The 19,743-nt window shown below is 59.8% G+C and carries 18 protein-coding genes; 10 read left to right on the top strand and 8 right to left on the bottom strand.

Annotated elements, in window-relative coordinates; all coding sequences use genetic code 11:
- Window positions 1-4 precede the first annotated feature (4 nt).
- The 6 genes from JZI28_RS03810 (at window position 5) to folP (ending at window position 8,794) form a co-directional block, all read left to right on the top strand.
- On the top strand, window positions 5-544 hold the full coding sequence (locus JZI28_RS03810) for a DUF6446 family protein (protein WP_375699284.1): 540 nt from the start codon (window positions 5-7) through the stop codon (window positions 542-544).
- Window positions 545-760: 216 nt separating this feature from the next.
- A complete protein-coding gene (gene glyS, locus JZI28_RS03815) occupies window positions 761-2,986 on the top strand; it encodes a glycine--tRNA ligase subunit beta (protein ID WP_375699285.1) in 2,226 nt (741 codons plus the stop codon).
- A gap of 312 nt (window positions 2,987-3,298) precedes the next feature.
- Complete coding sequence (locus JZI28_RS03820) at window positions 3,299-5,857, top strand: putative PEP-binding protein (RefSeq protein ID WP_375699286.1); 2,559 nt, start codon at window positions 3,299-3,301, stop codon at window positions 5,855-5,857.
- Window positions 5,858-6,035: 178 nt separating this feature from the next.
- Window positions 6,036-6,683 carry a cell wall hydrolase gene (locus JZI28_RS03825; protein WP_375699287.1) on the top strand — a complete coding sequence of 216 codons (648 nt, stop codon included), beginning with the start codon at window positions 6,036-6,038 and terminating at the stop codon, window positions 6,681-6,683.
- Between the two features lie 198 nt (window positions 6,684-6,881).
- Window positions 6,882-7,802, top strand: a complete 921-nt coding sequence (locus tag JZI28_RS03830) for a dihydroneopterin aldolase (RefSeq protein WP_348154375.1) — start codon at window positions 6,882-6,884, stop codon at window positions 7,800-7,802.
- A complete protein-coding gene (gene folP, locus JZI28_RS03835; RefSeq protein ID WP_375699288.1) occupies window positions 7,799-8,794 on the top strand; it encodes a dihydropteroate synthase in 996 nt (331 codons plus the stop codon). The genes JZI28_RS03830 and folP overlap by 4 nt, the downstream gene beginning before the upstream one ends.
- A 9-nt stretch (window positions 8,795-8,803) precedes the next feature.
- On the opposite strand, the gene JZI28_RS03840 is transcribed toward folP, so the two are convergent.
- From JZI28_RS03840 to ilvC, 3 genes are all read right to left on the bottom strand, one after another.
- On the bottom strand, window positions 8,804-9,715 hold the full coding sequence (locus tag JZI28_RS03840; protein ID WP_375699289.1) for a DMT family transporter: 912 nt from the start codon (window positions 9,713-9,715) through the stop codon (window positions 8,804-8,806).
- Window positions 9,716-9,799: 84 nt separating this feature from the next.
- Window positions 9,800-10,711 carry a DMT family transporter gene (locus JZI28_RS03845; protein WP_353398655.1) on the bottom strand — a complete coding sequence of 304 codons (912 nt, stop codon included), beginning with the start codon at window positions 10,709-10,711 and terminating at the stop codon, window positions 9,800-9,802.
- 174 nt (window positions 10,712-10,885) lie between these two features.
- Window positions 10,886-11,908, bottom strand: coding sequence for a ketol-acid reductoisomerase (gene ilvC, locus JZI28_RS03850; protein ID WP_009809277.1), 1,023 nt, complete (start codon window positions 11,906-11,908; stop codon window positions 10,886-10,888).
- A 131-nt stretch (window positions 11,909-12,039) separates the two neighbouring features.
- Between ilvC and JZI28_RS03855 the strand changes: the two genes are divergently transcribed.
- The 3 genes from JZI28_RS03855 (at window position 12,040) to JZI28_RS03865 (ending at window position 14,209) form a co-directional block, all read left to right on the top strand.
- The gene (locus JZI28_RS03855; protein WP_297340168.1) at window positions 12,040-12,495 is read left to right on the top strand and encodes an Lrp/AsnC family transcriptional regulator; all 456 of its coding nucleotides are present in this window, start codon (window positions 12,040-12,042) and stop codon (window positions 12,493-12,495) included.
- Window positions 12,492-12,950, top strand: coding sequence for an Lrp/AsnC family transcriptional regulator (locus tag JZI28_RS03860; RefSeq protein WP_295447827.1), 459 nt, complete (start codon window positions 12,492-12,494; stop codon window positions 12,948-12,950). The genes JZI28_RS03855 and JZI28_RS03860 overlap by 4 nt, the downstream gene beginning before the upstream one ends.
- Window positions 12,951-13,084: 134 nt before the next feature.
- Window positions 13,085-14,209, top strand: coding sequence for an aminotransferase class V-fold PLP-dependent enzyme (locus JZI28_RS03865; RefSeq protein WP_375699290.1), 1,125 nt, complete (start codon window positions 13,085-13,087; stop codon window positions 14,207-14,209).
- A gap of 124 nt (window positions 14,210-14,333) precedes the next feature.
- Here JZI28_RS03865 and JZI28_RS03870 read toward each other — a convergent pair whose 3' ends face one another.
- The 3 genes from JZI28_RS03870 to JZI28_RS03880 form a co-directional block, all read right to left on the bottom strand.
- Window positions 14,334-15,530 (bottom strand): UbiH/UbiF family hydroxylase, encoded by a 1,197-nt coding sequence (locus tag JZI28_RS03870; RefSeq protein ID WP_297340166.1) that lies wholly within the window; start codon window positions 15,528-15,530, stop codon window positions 14,334-14,336.
- A gap of 98 nt (window positions 15,531-15,628) precedes the next feature.
- Entirely contained in the window at window positions 15,629-15,880 is a 252-nt protein-coding gene (locus JZI28_RS03875) for a hypothetical protein (protein ID WP_295447836.1), read from the bottom strand.
- Window positions 15,881-16,015: 135 nt separating this feature from the next.
- Window positions 16,016-16,672 (bottom strand): pyrimidine 5'-nucleotidase, encoded by a 657-nt coding sequence (locus JZI28_RS03880; RefSeq protein ID WP_375699291.1) that lies wholly within the window; start codon window positions 16,670-16,672, stop codon window positions 16,016-16,018.
- 170 nt (window positions 16,673-16,842) lie between these two features.
- Between JZI28_RS03880 and JZI28_RS03885 the strand changes: the two genes are divergently transcribed.
- Window positions 16,843-17,496: a GntR family transcriptional regulator gene (locus JZI28_RS03885; protein WP_297340165.1), complete on the top strand. Its 654-nt coding sequence runs from the start codon at window positions 16,843-16,845 to the stop codon at window positions 17,494-17,496.
- 134 nt (window positions 17,497-17,630) lie between these two features.
- Here the strand turns inward: JZI28_RS03885 and JZI28_RS03890 are convergent, their stop codons facing one another.
- Both JZI28_RS03890 and JZI28_RS03895 read right to left on the bottom strand, forming a co-directional pair.
- Window positions 17,631-18,896, bottom strand: coding sequence for a glycosyltransferase (locus tag JZI28_RS03890; RefSeq protein ID WP_375699292.1), 1,266 nt, complete (start codon window positions 18,894-18,896; stop codon window positions 17,631-17,633).
- Window positions 18,896-19,582, bottom strand: coding sequence for a hypothetical protein (locus tag JZI28_RS03895; protein WP_375699293.1), 687 nt, complete (start codon window positions 19,580-19,582; stop codon window positions 18,896-18,898). The genes JZI28_RS03890 and JZI28_RS03895 overlap by 1 nt, the downstream gene beginning before the upstream one ends.
- Window positions 19,583-19,743 lie beyond the last annotated feature (161 nt).

Below are 19,743 nucleotides of genomic sequence, written 5' to 3' on the forward strand. Positions count from 1 at the left end.
GCCAATGTTGGGTAAGTTTCTTGCGATTGTACTTGTGGTCTCCGGCCTCGCAGCTGGCGGGGCGATGTATTACCTGCAGGTCTATGGCTATTATGACGAGGTGACGCTGAAGCCGGGCCAGGATGTCGTGCTGCTGCCGCTGGGCAAGGACACCCCCTTGCCGATCGCCTATGGGGATTTTCAGGCGATTGATGCCAGCAGCTCGCCTATCCGCTATCGGGCCTGTTTCAGCACTTCGCTGAAGCCTGAAGCATTGGCGCAGTTGTTTCAGGTTTCAGAGCAAAAGATCCCGCGCAATGCGCCGGGCTGGTTTGACTGTTTTGATGCCGAAGCCCTGGGGGAGGCTTTGCAGGCAGGGACCGCCACCGCCTTTGTATCGGTCAAGAATATCTCTTACGGGGTGGATCGCATCGTGGCTGTCACCGATCAGGGGCTGGGCTATGCCTGGCATGAGCTGAACGCCTGCGGTGAAAAGGCTTATGATGGCACCGTTGTTGGGGAAACCTGCCCACCGCGCCCGCAGAATACTCCGCCTGCAGAATAACTGAATGGAGCGATCTGCCGCCTTGGCGCGTCAGCTGTGGGGTTTGGCAGATCGACTCAGGCGCTCTTTGTCGCCGTTGTGAATATGACCGAAGTGAGCAAAGCCTATGGACCCTCTCCTGTTGCTTTTGTAGTACTTCCCCTGCTGTCCGCGCCTTGTGTGGATATCGCCAATGCCATCGTCATCCAGGCGATTGTGAACTTCTGAGGACCCCAGATGCCCGACCTGCTGATTGAACTGTTTTCCGAAGAAATCCCGGCCCGCATGCAGGCGCGTGCGGCTGAGGATCTGAAAAAGCGCATGACCGATGGTCTGGTCGAGGCAGGTCTCACCTATGCAGGCGCCGCCGCGTTCTCGACGCCGCGCCGTCTGACCCTGGCACTGGAGGGCCTGCTGGCCGAAAGCCCAACCCTGCGCGAAGAGCGCAAGGGGCCAAAGGTTGGCGCACCGGACAAGGCAATCGAAGGCTTTCTGCGCGGCGCTGGGCTGACCCGCGATCAGCTGGAAGAGCGCGATACGCCAAAAGGTGCTGTTTATTTTGCTATGATTGAAAAGCCCGGTCGGCCGGCGGCTGAAATCATCGCTGAGGTGCTGGAAGCAACGGTGCGCAACTTCCCCTGGCCCAAGTCCATGCGCTGGGGCGCCGGATCTCTGCGCTGGGTGCGGCCGCTACATTCGATCCTCTGTCAGCTCAGCGATGAAAACGGATCCGAAGTGGTGCCGCTTGAGATCGACGGAATTGTCGCGGGCAATGTAACCCAGGGCCACCGCTTTATGGCGCCGGGAGAGATCACGGTAAATGGGTTTGAGGATTACGCCGCCAAGCTGAAGCGCGCCAATGTGGTGCTGGACCCGGCAGAACGCAGCCAGGCGATCTGGCAGGAGGCCGGCAACCAGGCCTTTGCCCGTGGGCTGGAACTGGTCGAAGACAAGGGGCTTTTGACGGAGGTGGCTAGCCTGGTGGAATGGCCCGTGGTGCTGCTGGGCGATATCGACGCTGAGTTCCTGGAGCTGCCGCCGGAGGTGCTGCAGACCAGCATGCGCGAGCACCAAAAGTTTTTCTCGGTGAAGAACCCAAAAACCGGCCGGATCGAGGGCTTTGTCACTGTTGCCAACCGTGAAACCGCAGACCAGGGCGCAACCATTCTGGCGGGCAATCAAAAGGTTCTGAGCGCCCGTCTGGCCGATGCCAAGTTCTTTTGGGAAAACGATCTGCGGGTGGCCAAGTCGGAAACCGGCATGGAAGCCTGGACCGCGCAGCTCAGCAATGTGACCTTCCACAACAAGCTGGGGATGCAGTCGGAACGGATTGACCGCATTGCGGCTCTGGCACGGGAGATCGCGCCGGTGGTGGGCGCCGATGCGGATCTGGCAGAACAGGCAGCCCGGGTGGCCAAGGCGGATTTGTCCTCTGAGATGGTCTATGAATTCCCCGAACTGCAAGGGCTTATGGGGCGCTATTACGCCCAGGCGGCTGGCCTGCCGCAGGAGGTCGCCAATGCTTGTGAGGCGCATTATTCGCCGCTGGGCCCCTCTGACGATGTGCCGTCCGAGCCGGTTTCGGTGGCTGTGGCGCTGGCCGACAAGATCGACACGCTGACCGGGTTCTGGGCGATTGATGAAAAACCCACCGGATCCAAAGACCCCTTTGCCCTGCGCCGCGCTGCGCTGGGGGTGATCCGGCTGGTGCTGGAGAACGGTGCACGCATGCCTTTGGACCGGTTTTTTGACAGCCATCTGTTGCGGGTCGAAAGCGCGCTGGACAGCTCTTTGCCCGCTGCCGATATTGAATCGCTGCTGCAGGAAATTGCAGAACACGGTGTCTTTGGTGCCTCCTTCAAGGTGGTCAAGGAGAGCCTTGGCGACCTGGCCGAAGCGCCCTTCTTGGATCTGGAAACAAAAGTGCCGGATCTATCGGATGATCTGTTGTCCTTTTTCCATGACCGCCTGAAGGTTTTTCTGCGGGATCAGGGCATTCGCCACGATGTGATTGACGCCTGCATTGCCATGGACGGTAATGACGATCTGACGCTGCTGGTGAAACGCGCCCGGGCTCTGGAAGATTTTATGAAGACAGAAGATGGCACCAACCTGTTGCAGGGCTTCAAGCGGGCCAACAATATCCTGACCCAGGCTGAGGAAAAGGACGGGGTGGAATACTCCTATGGCGCCGATGTGAAATTTGCCGAAGACGAAAGTGAAAAGGCTCTTTTCACCGCGCTTGCTGCGAGCGAGGGAGCGATCTCCACGGCCATCGAGGCCGAGGATTTCGCGGCCGCCATGGGCGGCATGGCGGCCCTGCGGGCGCCGGTGGATGCGTTTTTCGAAGCGGTGCAGGTGAATTCGGAGAAGGAAGTTGTCCGTCGCAACCGGTTGAACCTGCTGAGCCAAATCCGCAGGGTCTGCGGCCAGGTTGCGGACCTGTCTCTTATCGAAGCCTGAAGTCGGGCGCATTATCAGAGTTTCCAGAGTTTAGGGGGGCTGCGTTTTGGCGCGGCCCCTGTTTTTGTGCGGAGGCGTGTTTTAGGCGGGGCTCGGCCTTCTCTAACGCCTTTTGGCCCTGAAGGGGCGTTCAGGCTGAGCCCGCTTTGACCCGATTGGCGTTCTAAACCGGTATTGTGGCGCGAGGTTTGCGCTGTGGCATGGAAGAGAGCCTGAGGTAAATTCAGCTGCGGCTTTGGGCTTGGCTCTTGCGAAGGTGGCTGGCGTGATTATGCTGCAGACAAATAAAAGGTGCCGCAGTGCAGAAAAACCATGTCTGAGATCCCGCTTTCTACGTTGATCACCGCCACAGCCCCAATTGAGGCCGCAAATCATGGTGGGCGTGCCAAATGCCTGCAGCGCTTGGTGCGGCTGGATCTTCCGGTTCCCCGCACTGTGGCCCTGTCGTTTGCTGCGGTGCAGCAGGCGGCCGCGGGCGAGTTGCCGGACATTCGCGCCATTCTGGCGGAGTTCTCGGAGGATGCACTGCTCTGTGTGCGGCCCTCGTCTGAGGTGCCGGATTGGGGCGGGCCGAGTGCGATCCTGAATATCGGTATGAACGACGCCCGCTATCTGTCCCTGAGTGAGGTCTTGGGGCAGGCGGCTGCTGCCTCGCTGTATCTGCGGTTTGTGCAGTCCTATGCGGTGCATGTGGCGCGGCTGGATCCGGATGTTTTTGATGACGTCGAAGACGGCGGGCCGGATGCGCTGCGCGAAATCCTGCAGGCCTATGAGGCCGAGACGGACGAGGTTTTCCCACAGGATCCCGGCGAACAGCTGGCGGCGGTGCTGCGGTCAATGGCGCGGGCCTGGGAGGGCACCTCGGCGCGGCTGTTGCGGCAGGCCAAGGGGGCTCCGGCAGATGCCGGTCTGGGGCTGGTGGTGCAAGAGATGATCCCCGGTCTGGGCCAGGGGGAATGCGGATCTGGCGTGTTGCAGCTGGTGGATTCCGATACCGGGCTGCCGCAGCTGACGGGCCGCTATCTGAGCCAAAGCCAGGGGCGTGAGGCATTGGGAGCAGGCACTGAGGCGCTGTTCTTGGAAAAAGATGCGCGGGGGCCCTCGCTGGAGGAGCTGGCGCCAGAGGCCTTTGCGCGGATCAAGGCGGATGCCGCGCTGATGCGGGTGCGCCTGCGCGAAGAAATGCAGGTGGAATTTGTCATCCAGAACGGTGCGTTGCATATCCTGGATGGGGTGCGGGTGCTGCGGTCTTCGCGCGCAGCGGTGCGGATCGCGGTGGCGCTGGCGCAGGATGGGATCATCCCCCCACATGAGGCGGTCATGCGGGTGGACGCCCATGTGCTGAGCGAGCTGTTGCACCGGCAGGTTGCCCCCAGTGCAGCCCGGGATGTGATCGGGGCAGGCATTGCTGCCAGCCCGGGTGCCGCAACGGGGCAGTTGGTGTTTACGGCGGCGGATGCGCAGTCCAGCGCTGCCCGCGGTGAGCCTTGCGTTTTGGTGCGCCGGGAGACCTCGCCGGATGATGTGCGCGGCATGCATGCGGCGGTGGCGGTTCTGACGGGCAGGGGGGGGATGACCAGCCATGCGGCGGTGATCGGGCGTGGGCTTGGCCTGCCCAGCATTGTCGGGGCGTCGAACATGACCTTTGATTCCCGCAAGAAACGACTGATTTCCGCCAGTGGTCAGGTCTTTCACGCTGGCGACATCGTGACCATTGATGGCAGCCGCGGAGAAGTCCTTGCGGGGGAGCCCGAAATGCTGGAAGCTGCGGAGGACGATGCCTTTCAAGCCTTGCTGGCCTGGGCGGATGAGGCGCGCGATATCGACATTCGCGCCAATGCCGATACGCCGGCAGATGCGCAGACAGCGCGCAATTTCAACGCCCAGGGCATTGGCCTGTGCCGGACCGAGCACATGTTCTTTGATCCCGGGCGCCTGACGGTGATGCGGGAAATGATCTTTGCCGAAACCTCCAGTGGGCGGGCTGCGGTGCTGGCGCGGCTGTTGCCAATGCAGCGTGAGGACTTTCTGGAGCTGTTTCGCATCATGGAGGGCTTGCCGGTCTGCATCCGCCTGTTTGACCCGCCGCTGCATGAATTTCTGCCGACCAGCAAAACGGGCCAGCGCGAACTGTCTGAGGCTTTGGATATTCCGGTGAGCGATGTCACCCGGCGGGTCGAGGAAATGGCGGAGTATAACCCAATGCTGGGTCTGCGCGGCGTGCGCCTGGGCGTCACCGTGCCAGAGATCTATGACATGCAGGCGCGGGCCATTTTTGAAGCTACACTTTTGGCTTCAAAAGATGGGGCGCCGGTGGTGCCGGAGGTGATGATCCCGCTGGTTTCAGCCAAGCGTGAAGTTGAACTGGTCAAGGCGCGCATTGATGCGGTTGCTGCTGCGGTTGCCGCGGAACAGGGCGAAAGCTTTGACTACCGTCTTGGGGTCATGGTGGAAACACCGCGGGCGGCGTTGCGCGCGGATGAGATCGCCCCGCATACCTCGTTCCTGAGTTTTGGGACCAACGATTTGACCCAGATGACCTACGGGTTGTCGCGCGATGATGCGGGTCGGTTTATGTCCAATTATGTGCAGCAGGGGGTCTTTCCCGAGGATCCTTTCCACGTGCTGGATGTGGACGGCGTTGGCGAGCTGTTGAAGCTGGGTGTGCAGCGTGGACGCAGTACTAATCCCGAGGTCACCCTGTCGATTTGTGGTGAGCATGGGGGCAACCCCGAATCAATTGCTTTTTGCCGTGAAGCTGGCTTTGATTATGTGTCCTGTTCGCCTTTTCGGGTTCCGGTGGTGCGCTTGGCTGCGGCACAGCTGGCAATTGGCGAGAAAACCGGCGCAGTTTCTCCAACATACACATAAAATTAGGAAAAATTTGTTTTTTCCGACCCCGACATAGGTAGGCCTGTGATCGGGGTTTTGGGCGTCTCAGGGGGGCGGGAGCCCCGGAACTGGACGTTTTAGCCGAATGTGGTTAAAGGAGGCGATCGCATTGGACTGGGGAGGCTGTGCGGAAGTGGAAAATTTGAGGACCCCTGACATGAAATTCCTGACCTTGGCTGCCCTGGCGGTAGCAACAACAATGACGGGACAAATGGCCAAGGCCGAGACCGGCTTGAGCGCTCTGTTCAAGCGTGAGCAATCGACCCTCAATTCGGTTCCAGGCTCCCGTCTGTCGAGCTTTCTTGGTTTCAAAATTCGCCCCAAGACAACGGCCCCAGAAGATATCACCTTTACCAAGTCCTGGCTGGCTGAACAGCCCGTGGCCACTGGGGGAGAAAACTTCGCCTGCCTGGCCGAAGCCCTCTACTTTGAGGCGCGCGGTGAAACCGTCAAAGGTCAGTTTGCAGTGGCTGAAGTGATCATGAACCGGGTGAAAAGCGCCCAGTTCCCCAACTCCCTGTGTGGGGTGATCAACCAGGGGACCGGCCGACGCTATCAGTGCCAGTTTACCTATACCTGTGATGGCCGCGAAGAGGTGATCCGGGAGAAAACGGCCTATGTGCGGGGGGCCAAGATTGCACGTATGGTGATTGACGGTGCTGCGCCTGACCTTACCCAGGGGGCGACGTATTATCATACCAATGCCGTCAGCCCGCGTTGGAGCCGTAGCTTTACCAAGACCACGCGTATCGGCGTACATTTGTTTTACCGCGATGACCGCTACCGCACCGCTTCTAACGACTGAGGGCACGCCCGTCGGTATGCTGTGCTGGGGTCCAGCTGCCGCCGAGGCTGGCTATTTTTGACAGTGCGGAGCCATGCTGCGCCGCATTCAGGGCCTAGTCGGACGTAAGCGGGCCTGTTAAGGCACGGATCAACGCTTAGACTAAGCACTATGCGTTGAATGACGTTCTACCTCTTGCCAGCCAAAGGCCCGTTTGCCATGTCTTCAGAAGTTCGCCTCGCCTTTGAACACCCCTCCGAACGCGCCGCTGCGACTGCCAGGCCGGGGCCTCTGGACCGAATTTCCCTACGCGACCATATGGTCGAGGTTGAGATTGGCGCTTTTCAGGCCGAACGGGGCAATACCCAGCGGATCAGTTTCAATGTCGTGGTTGAGGTAACGCCGCTGCCTGCGGATCTGGACGACGATGTGGATCGGATCCTGTCCTATGACAAAGTGACCGAAGCCATTGCCTATGAACTGGCGGCAGAGCGGCTCAACCTTTTGGAAACATTGGCGGAACGGGTTGCAGAACGGATCCTGCATGAACCGCAGGCGGTGCGGGTTTTTGTGCGTATCGAAAAACTGGACCGTGGCCCCGGCGCTCTGGGGGTGGAAATTGCCCGGTCCAAAGATCAGATGAACCACAGCGTCGAGGAGGACGAGCCGCCGCATCCTCGGTTGATGTATCTGTCTAACGCGGCGATCGAGAGCGCAAATTTCAAGACCTGGATCGACCAGATGGAAAGCCGCCAGCGACCGCTGATTCTCTGCGTCGGGGCACATCCGCTGGAAGTGCCCAAAACCGGCCATAAAATGACTCAGCGTCGAATTGATTTACTTTCTATCGAACAAAATGCCTGGCGCCTGGCGGCCAAAGACGACCGCTGCGTGGTGGTTGCCACCCGGACCGAGCTCGATTGGGCCATGAAAAATGGCCAGATCTGCGTCTGGGCGCCGTCAAAGATCGTTTTGGACGCGGTGGATGGTCCGTCAGAAGCGCCTTCTGAAGCGGTTGCATTGGCAGCCTGGTTTGCGGCAACCTTTGAAGCGGGCGAAATGATTGTTATTGGCGCTGAGTCTCCTGAGAGCCCGCAGGTGCCACTGCGCGTCGTTAATGTGGAGCAAACCCAGTTGTGATGTATTACCGGCCACTGGTGCGGCATGGAGAGACACGACCCGAAGGCGCGCTGCCGCTTGCAGGCGGGTCGCTTTGGTTTTCAGAAGTAGAATTGCTGAGCCGGGAGGCACCGCCACGGATTGTACCGGTTGGTCTGGTCCCGGCTGAGGTGCGCCACCGGTTGACGTTTCGGCGCGCGGCCATTGCGGGCCTGGATATGACCCGCCCCAAAATCATGGGCATCCTGAATGCGACCCCAGACAGTTTTTCCGATGGGGGGCGTCACATTGGCGTTGCAGCTGGTGTGGAGGCGGCGCAGCGTATGGTGGCAGCGGGTGCTGATATGCTTGATATCGGGGGGGAATCCACCCGCCCGGGGGCGGCTTTTGTGCCCGAAGAGGAAGAAATCGCCCGCACCATCCCAGTGATTGCCGCTATTCGCGCCACATCTGATGTGCCGATCTCGATTGATACCCGCAAGGCAGCTGTGGCCATGGACGCCCTGGAGGCGGGGGCGCAGCTGGTCAATGATGTTTCGGGATTTACCTATGATGCGGCCCTGGCGCCGCTCGCGGCCCAGGCGGGCGCCCCGGTTTGCGTGATGCACTCGCAGGGGGATCCGGAAACCATGCAGAAAGATCCTCGTTATGATCACGTGCTGCTGGACGTCTATGACTACCTGGAAAAACAGGTGGACCGGCTAGAGGCGACGGGGATTTTGCGAGATCAGATCGTGGTTGATCCCGGCATTGGGTTTGGCAAAACACAGGCGCATAATCTGTCCCTTATCAAAGGGTTGAGCCTGTTTCACGGGCTGGGTTGTCCAATCTTGCTGGGGGTGTCCCGTAAGCGGTTCATTGGCGATATCGGGCAGGAGCCGCAGGCGGACAAACGGGCGCCTGGTTCGATTGCTGTTGCCTTGGCTGGTGTGGCCAAAGGCGTGCAGATGCTGCGTGTGCATGATGTGGCGGAAACCGCACAGGCCCTGCGGCTGTGGCAGGCAACGCGCTAGACCCTAGCCCTAGCTGTGCTGGGACCGGGTGAACAATCGGGTCAGCGCCCCCCATTGGCTGATGCACAGGCCGGTCAGGATCAGCGCCATGGCCAGCATCATCGAAGCGGGCAGCGCTTCATTCAGGAACACTGCACCCAGCAGCACCGCCCAGATCGGCACCTGATAGTTGGTGAGGGTCATAAAGGTTGGCCCCGCTTCGCGCACCACGATCACCCGCAACAGATTGGCCGCTGCGGTGGGGATCAACCCGAGCAGGGCAATAAGTGCAAGCGTCTGATGGTCGGGCAGCGGCGGCGCGCCTTCGATGCTCCAGGCCGCGGGCAGGATGATCACACTGCCAATAAGCAAAAGAACAGCAGCCAGCCCCACCGGATCCACCGGCGGCAGGCGGCGGGTCAGGATCGAACTGACAGCATAGCAGCCAGCGGCTGATACGCAGGCAAGACGTCCCCAGAGTTCCAGCTCTGAATGACTGCTGGCAAAGGCCTTGCCGCCGATCAAAATCGCCACGCCGACGAAGCCGATGACAAAACCAACCAGGCGGCGCAGCACCATTTGTTCGCCGGGAATAAAGAGATGCGCCAGGGGCAGGACGAGCAGCGGAATTGCCGCCATGCTCAGCCCGGTAAACCCGGCCGAGACATGTTGTTGCCCCCAGTTGATCAGCATGAAGGGCAGGGCTGTGCTGAAGGCGCCGATAATCAGCACCGCCGACCAGTTGCGCGCCCCCTTGAACAGGGTAAAGCCACGCCAGGCCCAAACAGCGCCCAGCAAAGCAGCGGCAAACCCGATACGCCCGGCAGCAAGCCAAAAGGGCGTAATCCCGTCCAGCGCAAGTTTGATCAGCGGAAACGTCCCACCCCAGACAAACCCAAGCGTGGCAATCATCAGCCAGTATTTTCCCATTCGATCTGGCATAGATTCTCCGCTTCTGTCAGGCCTGTACAAAACGGTTTTGCACCCGGCAGGTCAATTGCAATTTCTGCCCTCTGTTGGGCGGCATCAGGGGCGTTGGCGATGCACCGGTGCCCGGCTGAGCAACAAGCCCCCCAGGATCAACCCCAGGGCGGCAAAGAGTTGCGGCGGGAGGGTCTCGTTGAGCAGCAATGCGCCAAAAAACACCGACCAAACAGGAACTTGATAGTTCACCGTCGACAGAAAGCTGGGGCCGGCGCTGCGCGCCACCTGGACCAGCAGCACCTGTGCAAATGCAGTGGGAACCAGCCCAAGATACAGCACAGCCAACAGGGAGCGCGCTTCTGGCAGGCTGGGCAGGCCCTCTTGCCACAGCGCGGTCGGAACGATCATCACCGCCCCGCAGCTCAGCGCTGCCGCAGAGAGCGAGAGCATATTCACACCGGGGCACAGCCGGGTGATGATTGAGCCAATCGCGTAGCACAGCGCCGCTCCCAGACAGGCAAGCCGGGCCAGAGATTCAAAATCACTGCCCGCAGAGGCAAAGGCCTTGAACCCGATCAGCGTCAGCACGCCGCCAAACCCGATGGCGAAGCCGAGGGCGCGGCGCAGGGTCATGCGCTCTCCGGGCACCAGGAAATGCGCCAGTGGCAGCACAAACAGCGGCACCACCGCCATGCAGACCCCGGCAAAGCCACTGGCAACGTAGGTTTGCCCCCAGCTGAGCAGGGAAAAGGGCAGCGCATTGCTGAAGAAACCCATCCCCAGCGCACAAAGCCAGACAGTGCGGCCGTGGCGGGTGTTGAGCGAGGGCAACTCAATCCGCATTATGGCGGTGATGAGCAACAGGGCGAGCGCACCGACCGTGATCCGTGTTGCGGCAATTGTCATCGGCGCGAAACCGTCCAGCGCGATGGAGACCGCCATAAAGGAGGACCCCCAGATCAGGCCGAGGATAAGTAGTTTGATCCAGTTGATGGCGCCAATGGTGTTGCTCATCTGAAATTTCCTGTTGCGCTGGGGAGGGGGCGCCATCCGGGATCAGGCGGCGCCAAAAATTTCGGGTCCGGGTACATAGGTTCTGAAAGGTCAGAAATACACCGAAAAATAAGGGCGCCCCAATTGCTTGGAGCGCCCCGTCGTGTTCAGGCTGCGGTCTATGCCGCGGGCGCCTTAGTTCTTTGCTTTGTCGACCATTTTGCCAGCAGAAATCCACGGCATCATGTCGCGCAGTTTCTGACCAACAACTTCGATCTGGTGCTCGTCATTGGCACGACGCGAGGCTTTGATGGTGGGCTGGCCAACGGCGTTTTCCAGCATGAAGTCACGCACAAATTTGCCGGACTGGATGTCCTGCAGCGATTCTTTCATCGCCTTTTTGGTCTGCTCGTAGGGCAGGATGCGGGGGCCGGTGACATACTGGCCGTACTCGGCAGTGTTGGAGATCGAATAGTCCATGTTGGCGATGCCGCCTTCATAGATCAGGTCAACGATCAGCTTGGTTTCGTGCAGGCACTCAAAATAGGCCATCTCTGGCGCGTAGCCAGCTTCAACCAGAGTTTCAAAGCCACAGCGGATCAGCTCAACGATACCGCCGCACAGAACTGCCTGTTCGCCGAACAGGTCGGTTTCGCATTCTTCGCGGAAGTTGGTTTCGATGATGCCGGAGCGACCGCCACCGATGGCGGAGCAATAGGACAGGCCGATTTCCAGCGCTTTGCCGGTGGCGTCGGTGTTTACAGCCACCAGGCAAGGCACGCCGCCGCCTTTGGTGTATTCGCCGCGCACGGTGTGACCTGGGCCTTTGGGCGCCATCATGATCACGTCGATGCCTTCTTTGGGCTCGATCAGGCCAAAGTGCACGTTCAGGCCGTGGGCGAATGCAATGGCAGCACCTGGCTTGATGTTGTCGTGGACGTATTTTTTGTAGGTTTCGGCCTGCAGCTCGTCGGGCATGGTGAACATGATCACGTCACACCAGGCTGCGGCTTCCGCGATACCCATTACTTTCAGGCCTTCGCCTTCGGCTTTCTTGGCAGAGGCAGAGCCTTCACGCAGGGCAACAACCAGGTTTTTGGCGCCGGAGTCGCGCAGGTTCAGCGCGTGGGCATGGCCCTGACTGCCGTAGCCCAGGATGGCCACTTTTTTGTCTTTGATCAGGTTAACGTCGCAATCGCGGTCGTAGTATACGCGCATATCAGAGTTCCTCTTGGTTGTCGTTTGCAGGCATCATAAGGCGCGGGCTGGGATATGCAGCGCTGCCTTTGGCAAAAAATCTGGAAACTTTGCAGTAGTCATTCGTCATTTTGATAAGTATTGGTTTAATCATGCTTGATGATCTGGATCGGCGCATATTGCGCCATATGCAAAGCGACCCGGAACAATCGATTCCGGACCTTGCCGAACGCCTGGGGCTAACCCCGTCACGCCTGTCGCGGCGGCTGGAAAAGCTCCGCGAGGGGGGCATTCTGCTGGGCAGCCGGGCGATGATCGACTGGCGCGCCCTTGGCTACACGGTGGAGGTCTCGCTGCGGGTCACCCTGGACAAGACCAACCCGCGTGCCTTTGACGAATTTATTGCCCAGGCGCGTGACATCCCCGAGGTGCTGGAGATCCAGACTTTTCTGGGCCAGGTTGATGTGCGCCTGTCGGTGATTGCGCGCGACATGGGGCACTACCAGCAAATCTATCGCAGCGCCATTCTGACCCTGCCACATATCGCAGATATCGAAGCCTTGATGCATGTGGCCCGGATCAAGAGCAACGAAAGCCTGCCATTATGACAGATCTGGATGAGATTGATTTTGGCCTGTTAAAGGCCTTGTCGCGTGATGCAAATCAGTCCGCCGGGGCATTGGGGCGCGCGCTTGGGCTCAGCCAGCCGGCCACTTGGCGGCGGATCAAACGGTTGCAGGAGCTGGGCATCCTGTTGGGGCGTCGGCTGGACCTGGACCGCGAAAAACTGGGCTTTGGCGTCACGGTGTTTTTGGGGGTCAAACTGGGCACCAAAGGCCGCGTCAGCCTGGAAGATTTTGAACGCGCCGTCTGTGCCATCCCCGAAGTCCAGACCGTGGAGCATGTGCTGGGGCTGTATGACTACCGGTTGCGGGTCACCGCCCGGGATATTGCCGATTTTGAACGGGTGCTGCGTCGCAGGGTCATGCTTTTGCCCGGGGTCGGCTCTGTGGATGCCAATGTTCTGCTGAGCGAAGAACGCCGCCCCGGCCCATTGGGCTAGGTCGTGTTGTCTCGGGAATTTGAAACAGCTTTTGCGCAGGGCCGGGTTTTCGCCCGACAGCGAATTTAGTATGTCCGCAGGTAAGGGTCCGGCGCATAGCGTGCGGGGCAGCGGCAAACAGATCGGAGACAGCAATGGCACTTTTGGAAACCGTGGACCCTCAGGGGTTGGATGAATTCTCGGTGGTCTTCACCGATCGCTCGCTCAACCATATGTCAAAGAGTTTTCAGCAGGTGATGCTGGACATCAATGCCTTGTTGAAAGAGGTCTATCAGGCAGATGCGGTAGCCCTGGTGCCCGGTGGCGGCACCTATGCGATGGAAGCGGTGGCGCGTCAGTTCGCGCGGGGGCAAGAGGTTCTGGTGGTGCGTAATGGCTGGTTTTCCTATCGCTGGAGCCAGATCATTGAAACTGGCGGGCTGACAGCTGCGACCACGGTGATGAAGGCGCGACAAAGCGGAAATGAGGCCCAGTCGCCCTTTGCCCCCGCGCCAATCGAGGAGGTCACCGCCGCCATTCACGCGCAAAAGCCGGGCATCGTCTTTGCCCCACATGTGGAAACTGCTGCTGGGGTGATCCTGCCTGACAGCTATATCGCCGCAATGGCCGAGGCCGCCCACGCGGTCGGCGCGCTGATGGTGCTGGATTGTATTGCCTCTGGCTGTGCCTGGGTTGATATGCGAGCCAATGGCGTCGATGTGCTGATTTCGGCGCCACAAAAGGGCTGGAGCGCCTCTCCCTCGGCCGGTTTGGTGATGTTGTCACAAAACGCCCTGGCGCGGCTGGAGGAGACCACATCCGACAGCTTTGCCCTGAACCTGAAACAATGGCGTGCCATCATGCAGGCCTATGAAGATGGCGGCCACGCCTATCATGCCACCATGCCCACGGATGCGCTGCAGGCCTTTCGCGATACCATGTTGGAAACCAAAGACTACGGGTTTGAAAAACTGCGTCAGGCCCAGTGGCAGCTTGGCAATGAGGTGCGCGCAATGTTGGCCGCAAAGGGGGTCACCTCGGTGGCCGCCGAGGGCTTTGGCGCTCCGGGGGTCGTGGTCAGCTACACCTCAGATCCTGAAGTGCAAAACGGCAAAAAATTCGCCGCCCTTGGCATGCAGATCGCCGCAGGCGTACCGCTGCAATGTGATGAACCCACCGAGTTTTGCACCTTCCGCCTGGGACTGTTTGGCCTCGACAAGCTCTACGATGTCGAGGCGACGCTTGGCCGTCTGCAAAAGGCGGTAGATCAGGTGCTCTGAAGGTGCTCTGACCCGGGCTACTTTCTGTGAGGGGCGGCCAGTGGCTTTCACGGGCCGCCCCTTTCATCTTGCCTTAAATACCTTCGCCGAAGGCACCGGTTTTCCCATTTGGGAAAACCGGGTTCTATTTTACCCCCAGTCCCATCTGCATCAGGGTTTTGCGTACGGGCGCCAGGGAATAGAGCGCGTTGAGGCCAAAGGCGCGCAAATCCCGCAGGGGGCGCGCCTCGATCATCGAACTGCGGTTGAGCAGGTCGATGCCTTTCACCCGCAGCATGATCTCATTGTGACGCGCCTTGTGATAGGCGCTCAGCATCTGCGCGTCCCCCAGACCCTCAGGGCGGGTCTCCGCCAGCTCCAGCAGCACGCGCAGATCGCCCAGTGACATATTCAGGCCCTGGGCGCCAATTGGCGGCACCACATGGGCGGCTTCGGCCATCAGCGCCAGGCGTTGGCCATCCATACGCGCGGCGGATTGGCTGATGATTGGCCAGATACTGCGACGTGAGGCCAGGGTCAGGTCGCCAAACAGCCCACAGCTGCGCCTTGTCATTTCCGCTTCAAACACCTGCGGCGCCTGCGCCAGCAGCTCTTCGGCGCGCGGGCCGCGCTCCATCCAGACCACCGCAGAGGAGGGTTTGCCCTGATAATCCGGCAGCGGCACCAGGGTGAAAGGGCCGCCAGAGCGGTGGATCTCGGTGGAGACATTGTCGTGCGGCACCGGATGGGTAACGGCAAAGGCCAGTGCTTTTTGCCCATAACGGGTGGTTTTTACCGGAATGCCTGCGGCGGCGCGCATCGGCGAGGAGCGCCCATCACAGGCGACAACCAGCTTGGCGCGGATTTGATCGCCATCGCTCAGGGTGACCCGGGCCTCATGGCTGCGGGTGAACAGCGATTTAGTGCCAGTGCCGGCGCGAAATTCCACATTTGGAAGCGCCGCAATCCGGGCCAGTATTTCGCGTCGCAGCAACCAGTTGGGCAGGTTCCAGCCAAAGGGCAGTTGGGAAATATCAGCGGCGTTGAAATCCTTGATCACCCGGGGTTCCGGTTCGGCGCCGCCCGCATCAACGATACGCATGATCTGCAAGGGAGCCGCATGATCCGCCAGTTGCTCCCAGAGGCCAAACCGCTGCAACAGCGCCTGCGCCGGTTGCAAAAAGGCAGTGGTGCGCAGATCAGACCCCGCAGCATCGCGTGTGGTCACCGGCGGGGTCGGGTCTACACAGATCACCTTGAACCCGGCAGCCCCAAATGCTGCCGCTGCCGTCAGTCCGGCGACACCGCCACCAGAAACCAGAATGTCACATGTTTCAGCCATTGCCCTGCCTTTCGTCTCTCTTCCTCAGATAGGACCGAGGCCAGGGCAATGACAAGCGGCATGTGGTCCCAGTGGCCACCTTGGGCCGAGTTTGGCCACTAGCCGCGCGAAATGGCGATAAGCAGGGTAAACATCACCGGCACAAGCGCCACTGCCGGCAGGTAGAGACCGGGGATGCCAAACAACAGGATCGAGCTGCCCCAGAGGCAGATCAGAATGGCCAGGGCATAGTAGAAATTCTCTTCTTCTCCATAGGCCACTTCTTTTGAAATCCGCCCCAGCAGGGGAATGGCAAAGAGGAAACGTTGCCACAGAGGCAGACGGTCAGGGAGAGTATAGGCAAGGGCCATGCGCGCGATCCTTTAGCGTTGTTATCGCTGCCTATGTAGGGCCTTTGGGGGCAGAATTTGAGGCCAGTTTGCCGGTCTTTTACCGGTCTTCCTGCGACAGAGTGTCCCCGTTTTGAGGGCGTGTGCCGGGCCTGTTTACAGGATCTTGGCGAGGAACCCGGCCAGGTCGTCGGTGTGATGGTGAATGTGGCTGCGCGCCTCAGCCTGACCAAGCGCTTCTGGCGCCACATGGACAGTGCGCATCCCCATCGCATGAGGGGCCGAGAGATTGCGGGGGTCGTCTTCGAACATGGCGGCGGTTTCGGCGTGAATGCCTGCCTTGTCAAACACCATGTCAAAGGCGGCGCGCTCGGGCTTGGGGCGGTAATCAGCATGTTCCACACCAAAAACCCCGTCAAACAGCCCCGACAGCCCACGAGCGGCCAGCACCCGTTCAGCATAGGGGGCGCTGCCATTGGTGTAGACAATACGTTTGCCAGGCAAGGCCTTGATACAGGCGGCCAGCTCCGGGTCTTTGGGCAGATGATCCATTGAAATGTCATGGACTGCCTCAAGATAGGGCACAGGGTCCATGTCATGTTCGCGCATCAGCCCTGCCAGGGTGGTACCATGCTCTTGCCAATAGCTGCTGCGCAGATGGTCTGCTTCTGCCTTGTCGACCCCCAGCTCTGCCATGACATAGTTGGTCATCTTGACCTCGATCTGATCAAACAGTCGGGCCGAGGGGTGATATAGTGTGTTGTCCAGGTCAAAGACCCAGTGGCGCACATGAGAGAAAGCTTTTTTGACCATGGGCAGCACCTAGGCAGACTGGAATTGTTTTGCAATGAGGATCTGACGTAGACCGGGTGAAATTGCTTTGGCTACTTTTGTCGTATTCTGGCCCCAAAAATCTGGCAAAGGCTTGATTGCCAAGGCGTGAGCTGTAGGAATACAGACCTACCATTTGAATGGGACAGCAGATGAACCAGAGCCGCAACACCCAGAAAGACGCCTATTCTCTTATTCTGGAAGCCATTGACGTGGGGGTCTACAAACCGGGGGATCGCCTGGTGGAAAGCGACCTTGCGGAACGGCTTGGGGTGTCTCGTACCCCGATCCGTGAGGCCCTGCAGCGGCTGGAGACCCAGTCTTTGCTGGAGCGGGACGGGCGTTCACTGATCGTGGCCTCGCTGGATCACAATCAGATGGCCGAGCTGTATATGGTGCGCCGTGAGTTGGAGGGGCTGGCGGCCAGCCTGGCTGCGCGTCATGCCACCGAAGAAGAAGTGCGGGTGCTGAAAGACATGGTGCGTGAGGATGACGCACTGGTTGATAAACCTGCAGATCTGGCCAAGGCCAACCGCCGCTTTCACGAACAGATCCATCTTGCCTCTCACAACCGCTATCTGGTGCAGCAACTCAACCTGGTGCATCGCTCCATGGCGCTTATGGCCACCACCTCTTTGGCGGCAGAGGGGCGGGGAGAAATTGCTCAGGCAGAACACAAAAAGATTGTTGCGGCGATTGAGGCGCGCGATGAAAAGGCCGCAGGTCAGGCGCTGAAGGATCATATCTCGGTGGCCTTTATGACCCGGTTGAAACAGGATGCGGGGGACCGTGGCCAGGGACGCTAGCAGTCACCGCGCCATACCAGCTTCAGGTCTTAGAGATCCGGCATTGCGGCTGTGAAAAGCTACTGTCCCGCCGGCTTTGGACCCGTCTGATTTAGGCCTGTTTGGTTTAGGCCCGTCTGATTTAGGCCCGTCTGCTATGGGTCTTGATCCGAAGCGACGTGTTCCTGCGCGTTGCGATCCGGGGGATGCATGCCGTGACTGGTTTTGTCCCAAAAGAACGGATTATAGAGCAGCTCATAAAGCGCTTTATAAACCGCGATCGGCCCCATCAGATAGTAAAGCGGCAAAATCGGCACCCAGAGCGCCAGCCGGGGGCGACCGGAGGCAAAAGCGCCACATGCGGCTATGCCCATGCCCAGAGCTTCAAAGCTGATCAGGGATGAGACGCCAAGAAACAGGAGCATATCCGGCAGCACAGCTGTGCTGGGATGTGGAAGACCCAGGAACACCAACCAATAGGTCCACAGGAACGGCGCCAGTAGAAACTGGCCGATAGTGCCAAGGAAAAAGGCCTGAAAGCCAAGAAAACCGCGCCAGCCCAGTCCCCGTGCAAGATGTAGCGGTTGCCGCATATGGACCAGATAAGTGGCCATAAATCCTTTGAGCCAGCGAGAGCGCTGACGCACCCAGGGTGCTATATGGCAGCTGGCTTCTTCATAGGTGGCGGTGGCAAGCATCTGGGTGCGATAGCCAGCACGATACAGGCGGACGCCAAGGTCGGCGTCTTCAGTGACATTATGGGCATCCCATCCCCCCAGCTTGTCCAGCACAGCCCGGCGCACAAACATGGTGGTTCCGCCCAAAGGCACCACCAGCCCAAGCCGGGCAATGCCCGGCAAAACAATGCGAAACCAGCTGGCATACTCCAGGGTGAAGCAGCGTGAAATCAGATTGGCGCGCGGGTTGTAATAGTCCAGAACCCCTTGAAAGCAGGCCACCTCGGGTGAGGCTGCGGCAAAGGCTGCGGCCACTTTTTGCAATTGATCCGGTTGTGGTGCGTCCTCGGCGTCCCAGACCCCGACAATCTCACCTTGGCAAAAGTTCAGCGCATAGTTCATCGCCCGCGGCTTGGTGCGCAGCTCGCCCCAGGCGGGGACCTCAATGGCTGAGATCCAGGGCGGCAAAGTTGCCTCTGAAATGGTTTGCTGAGTGAGGCTGTCGCCTGCTTCCAGAACCAATAAGACCTCCATTCGGTCCTGTGGGTAGGTGAGGCGTGCCAGCCGTTTGAGCAATGCCGAGCTGATGGCGGATTCTTTGTAGAGCGGCACCAGGACCGAGATCTTTGGCAGGTGCTCTGGGGACTGTTTCTGTGGATTGTGCAGCGGCAGCGATGCTGGGCTGCTGTGCCGATTTGGAACAAGATGCGCGACAAGGCCGCAGAGCTTTAACCCCGTGAACATCAGCAGAAAAGCAGCGCAGCACCGCAGCAAAAGGAGAAGACCGTTAGCGGGAACAGTACCGAGAGGCAGAGAAACGCGGAGACAGGCAGCAGTTGCTTTAAGCGCTTGGAGTGCTGGAACAGCGTTCTGCTGCTGAGGTCGGGGGCGATACTGTTGCTCGCCTGTCGGGCCATTGCTGTTTTGAAATGGGCCTGCAACAGCGGTGAGATCTGCGCCGCCGGAGCGAGAACGGGTATGAAGGGGCCAAAACAGGCGCTCAGGGTTTGTCGCTGGCTCTCGGCTTCTGCAGCGGAGGCAAAGGCAATGGCGATGGTATCACCGAGTTGCACCCAGGGAATCGCGCAGTGACGCAGCCAGAAACTGGCGGGCATCCGATTCAACAGGAGGGCGCTGGGCCTGTGTTTGCGGAGATCCACAGACCGCAGGGCCAGTGCCTCGGCACGGAAAACCCCGGCGACAGACTGCGACGCGGCGTGTTCTTTTTGGTGTGCTGGTTGGTGTGCTGGGCGATCTTTCGGCGCGACGGCACCGGATGCAGGCGCGGCTAAGGGGGCGGATTCTGGCGCTCCGGTGGGGGCTTGCCGTCCCTGTTTGGCGGCAGGAGGCGGATCCTCGCGCCGGTGGTTTTTCCCGCGCAGATAGACCTGCCGCGCGCTTTCCTGCGCTGTATCTTTTGGCGCAGCCAATACAGAGGACCCTGTCCCTGGCTGGGTAATCCAGATAGGGCGGCGAAGACGTTTAAAGCCGCGAGACTGCAAACCGCGCATTCGATCACTCAAAATAAAAACCCCAGATGCATTGCACATCTGAGGTTGAAGAGGGCGGCTTAACAGTGTGTTAACCACAT

The sequence above is a fragment of the Pseudophaeobacter sp. TrK17 genome (assembly GCF_042192375.1).
GTDB lineage: Bacteria > Pseudomonadota > Alphaproteobacteria > Rhodobacterales > Rhodobacteraceae > Pseudophaeobacter.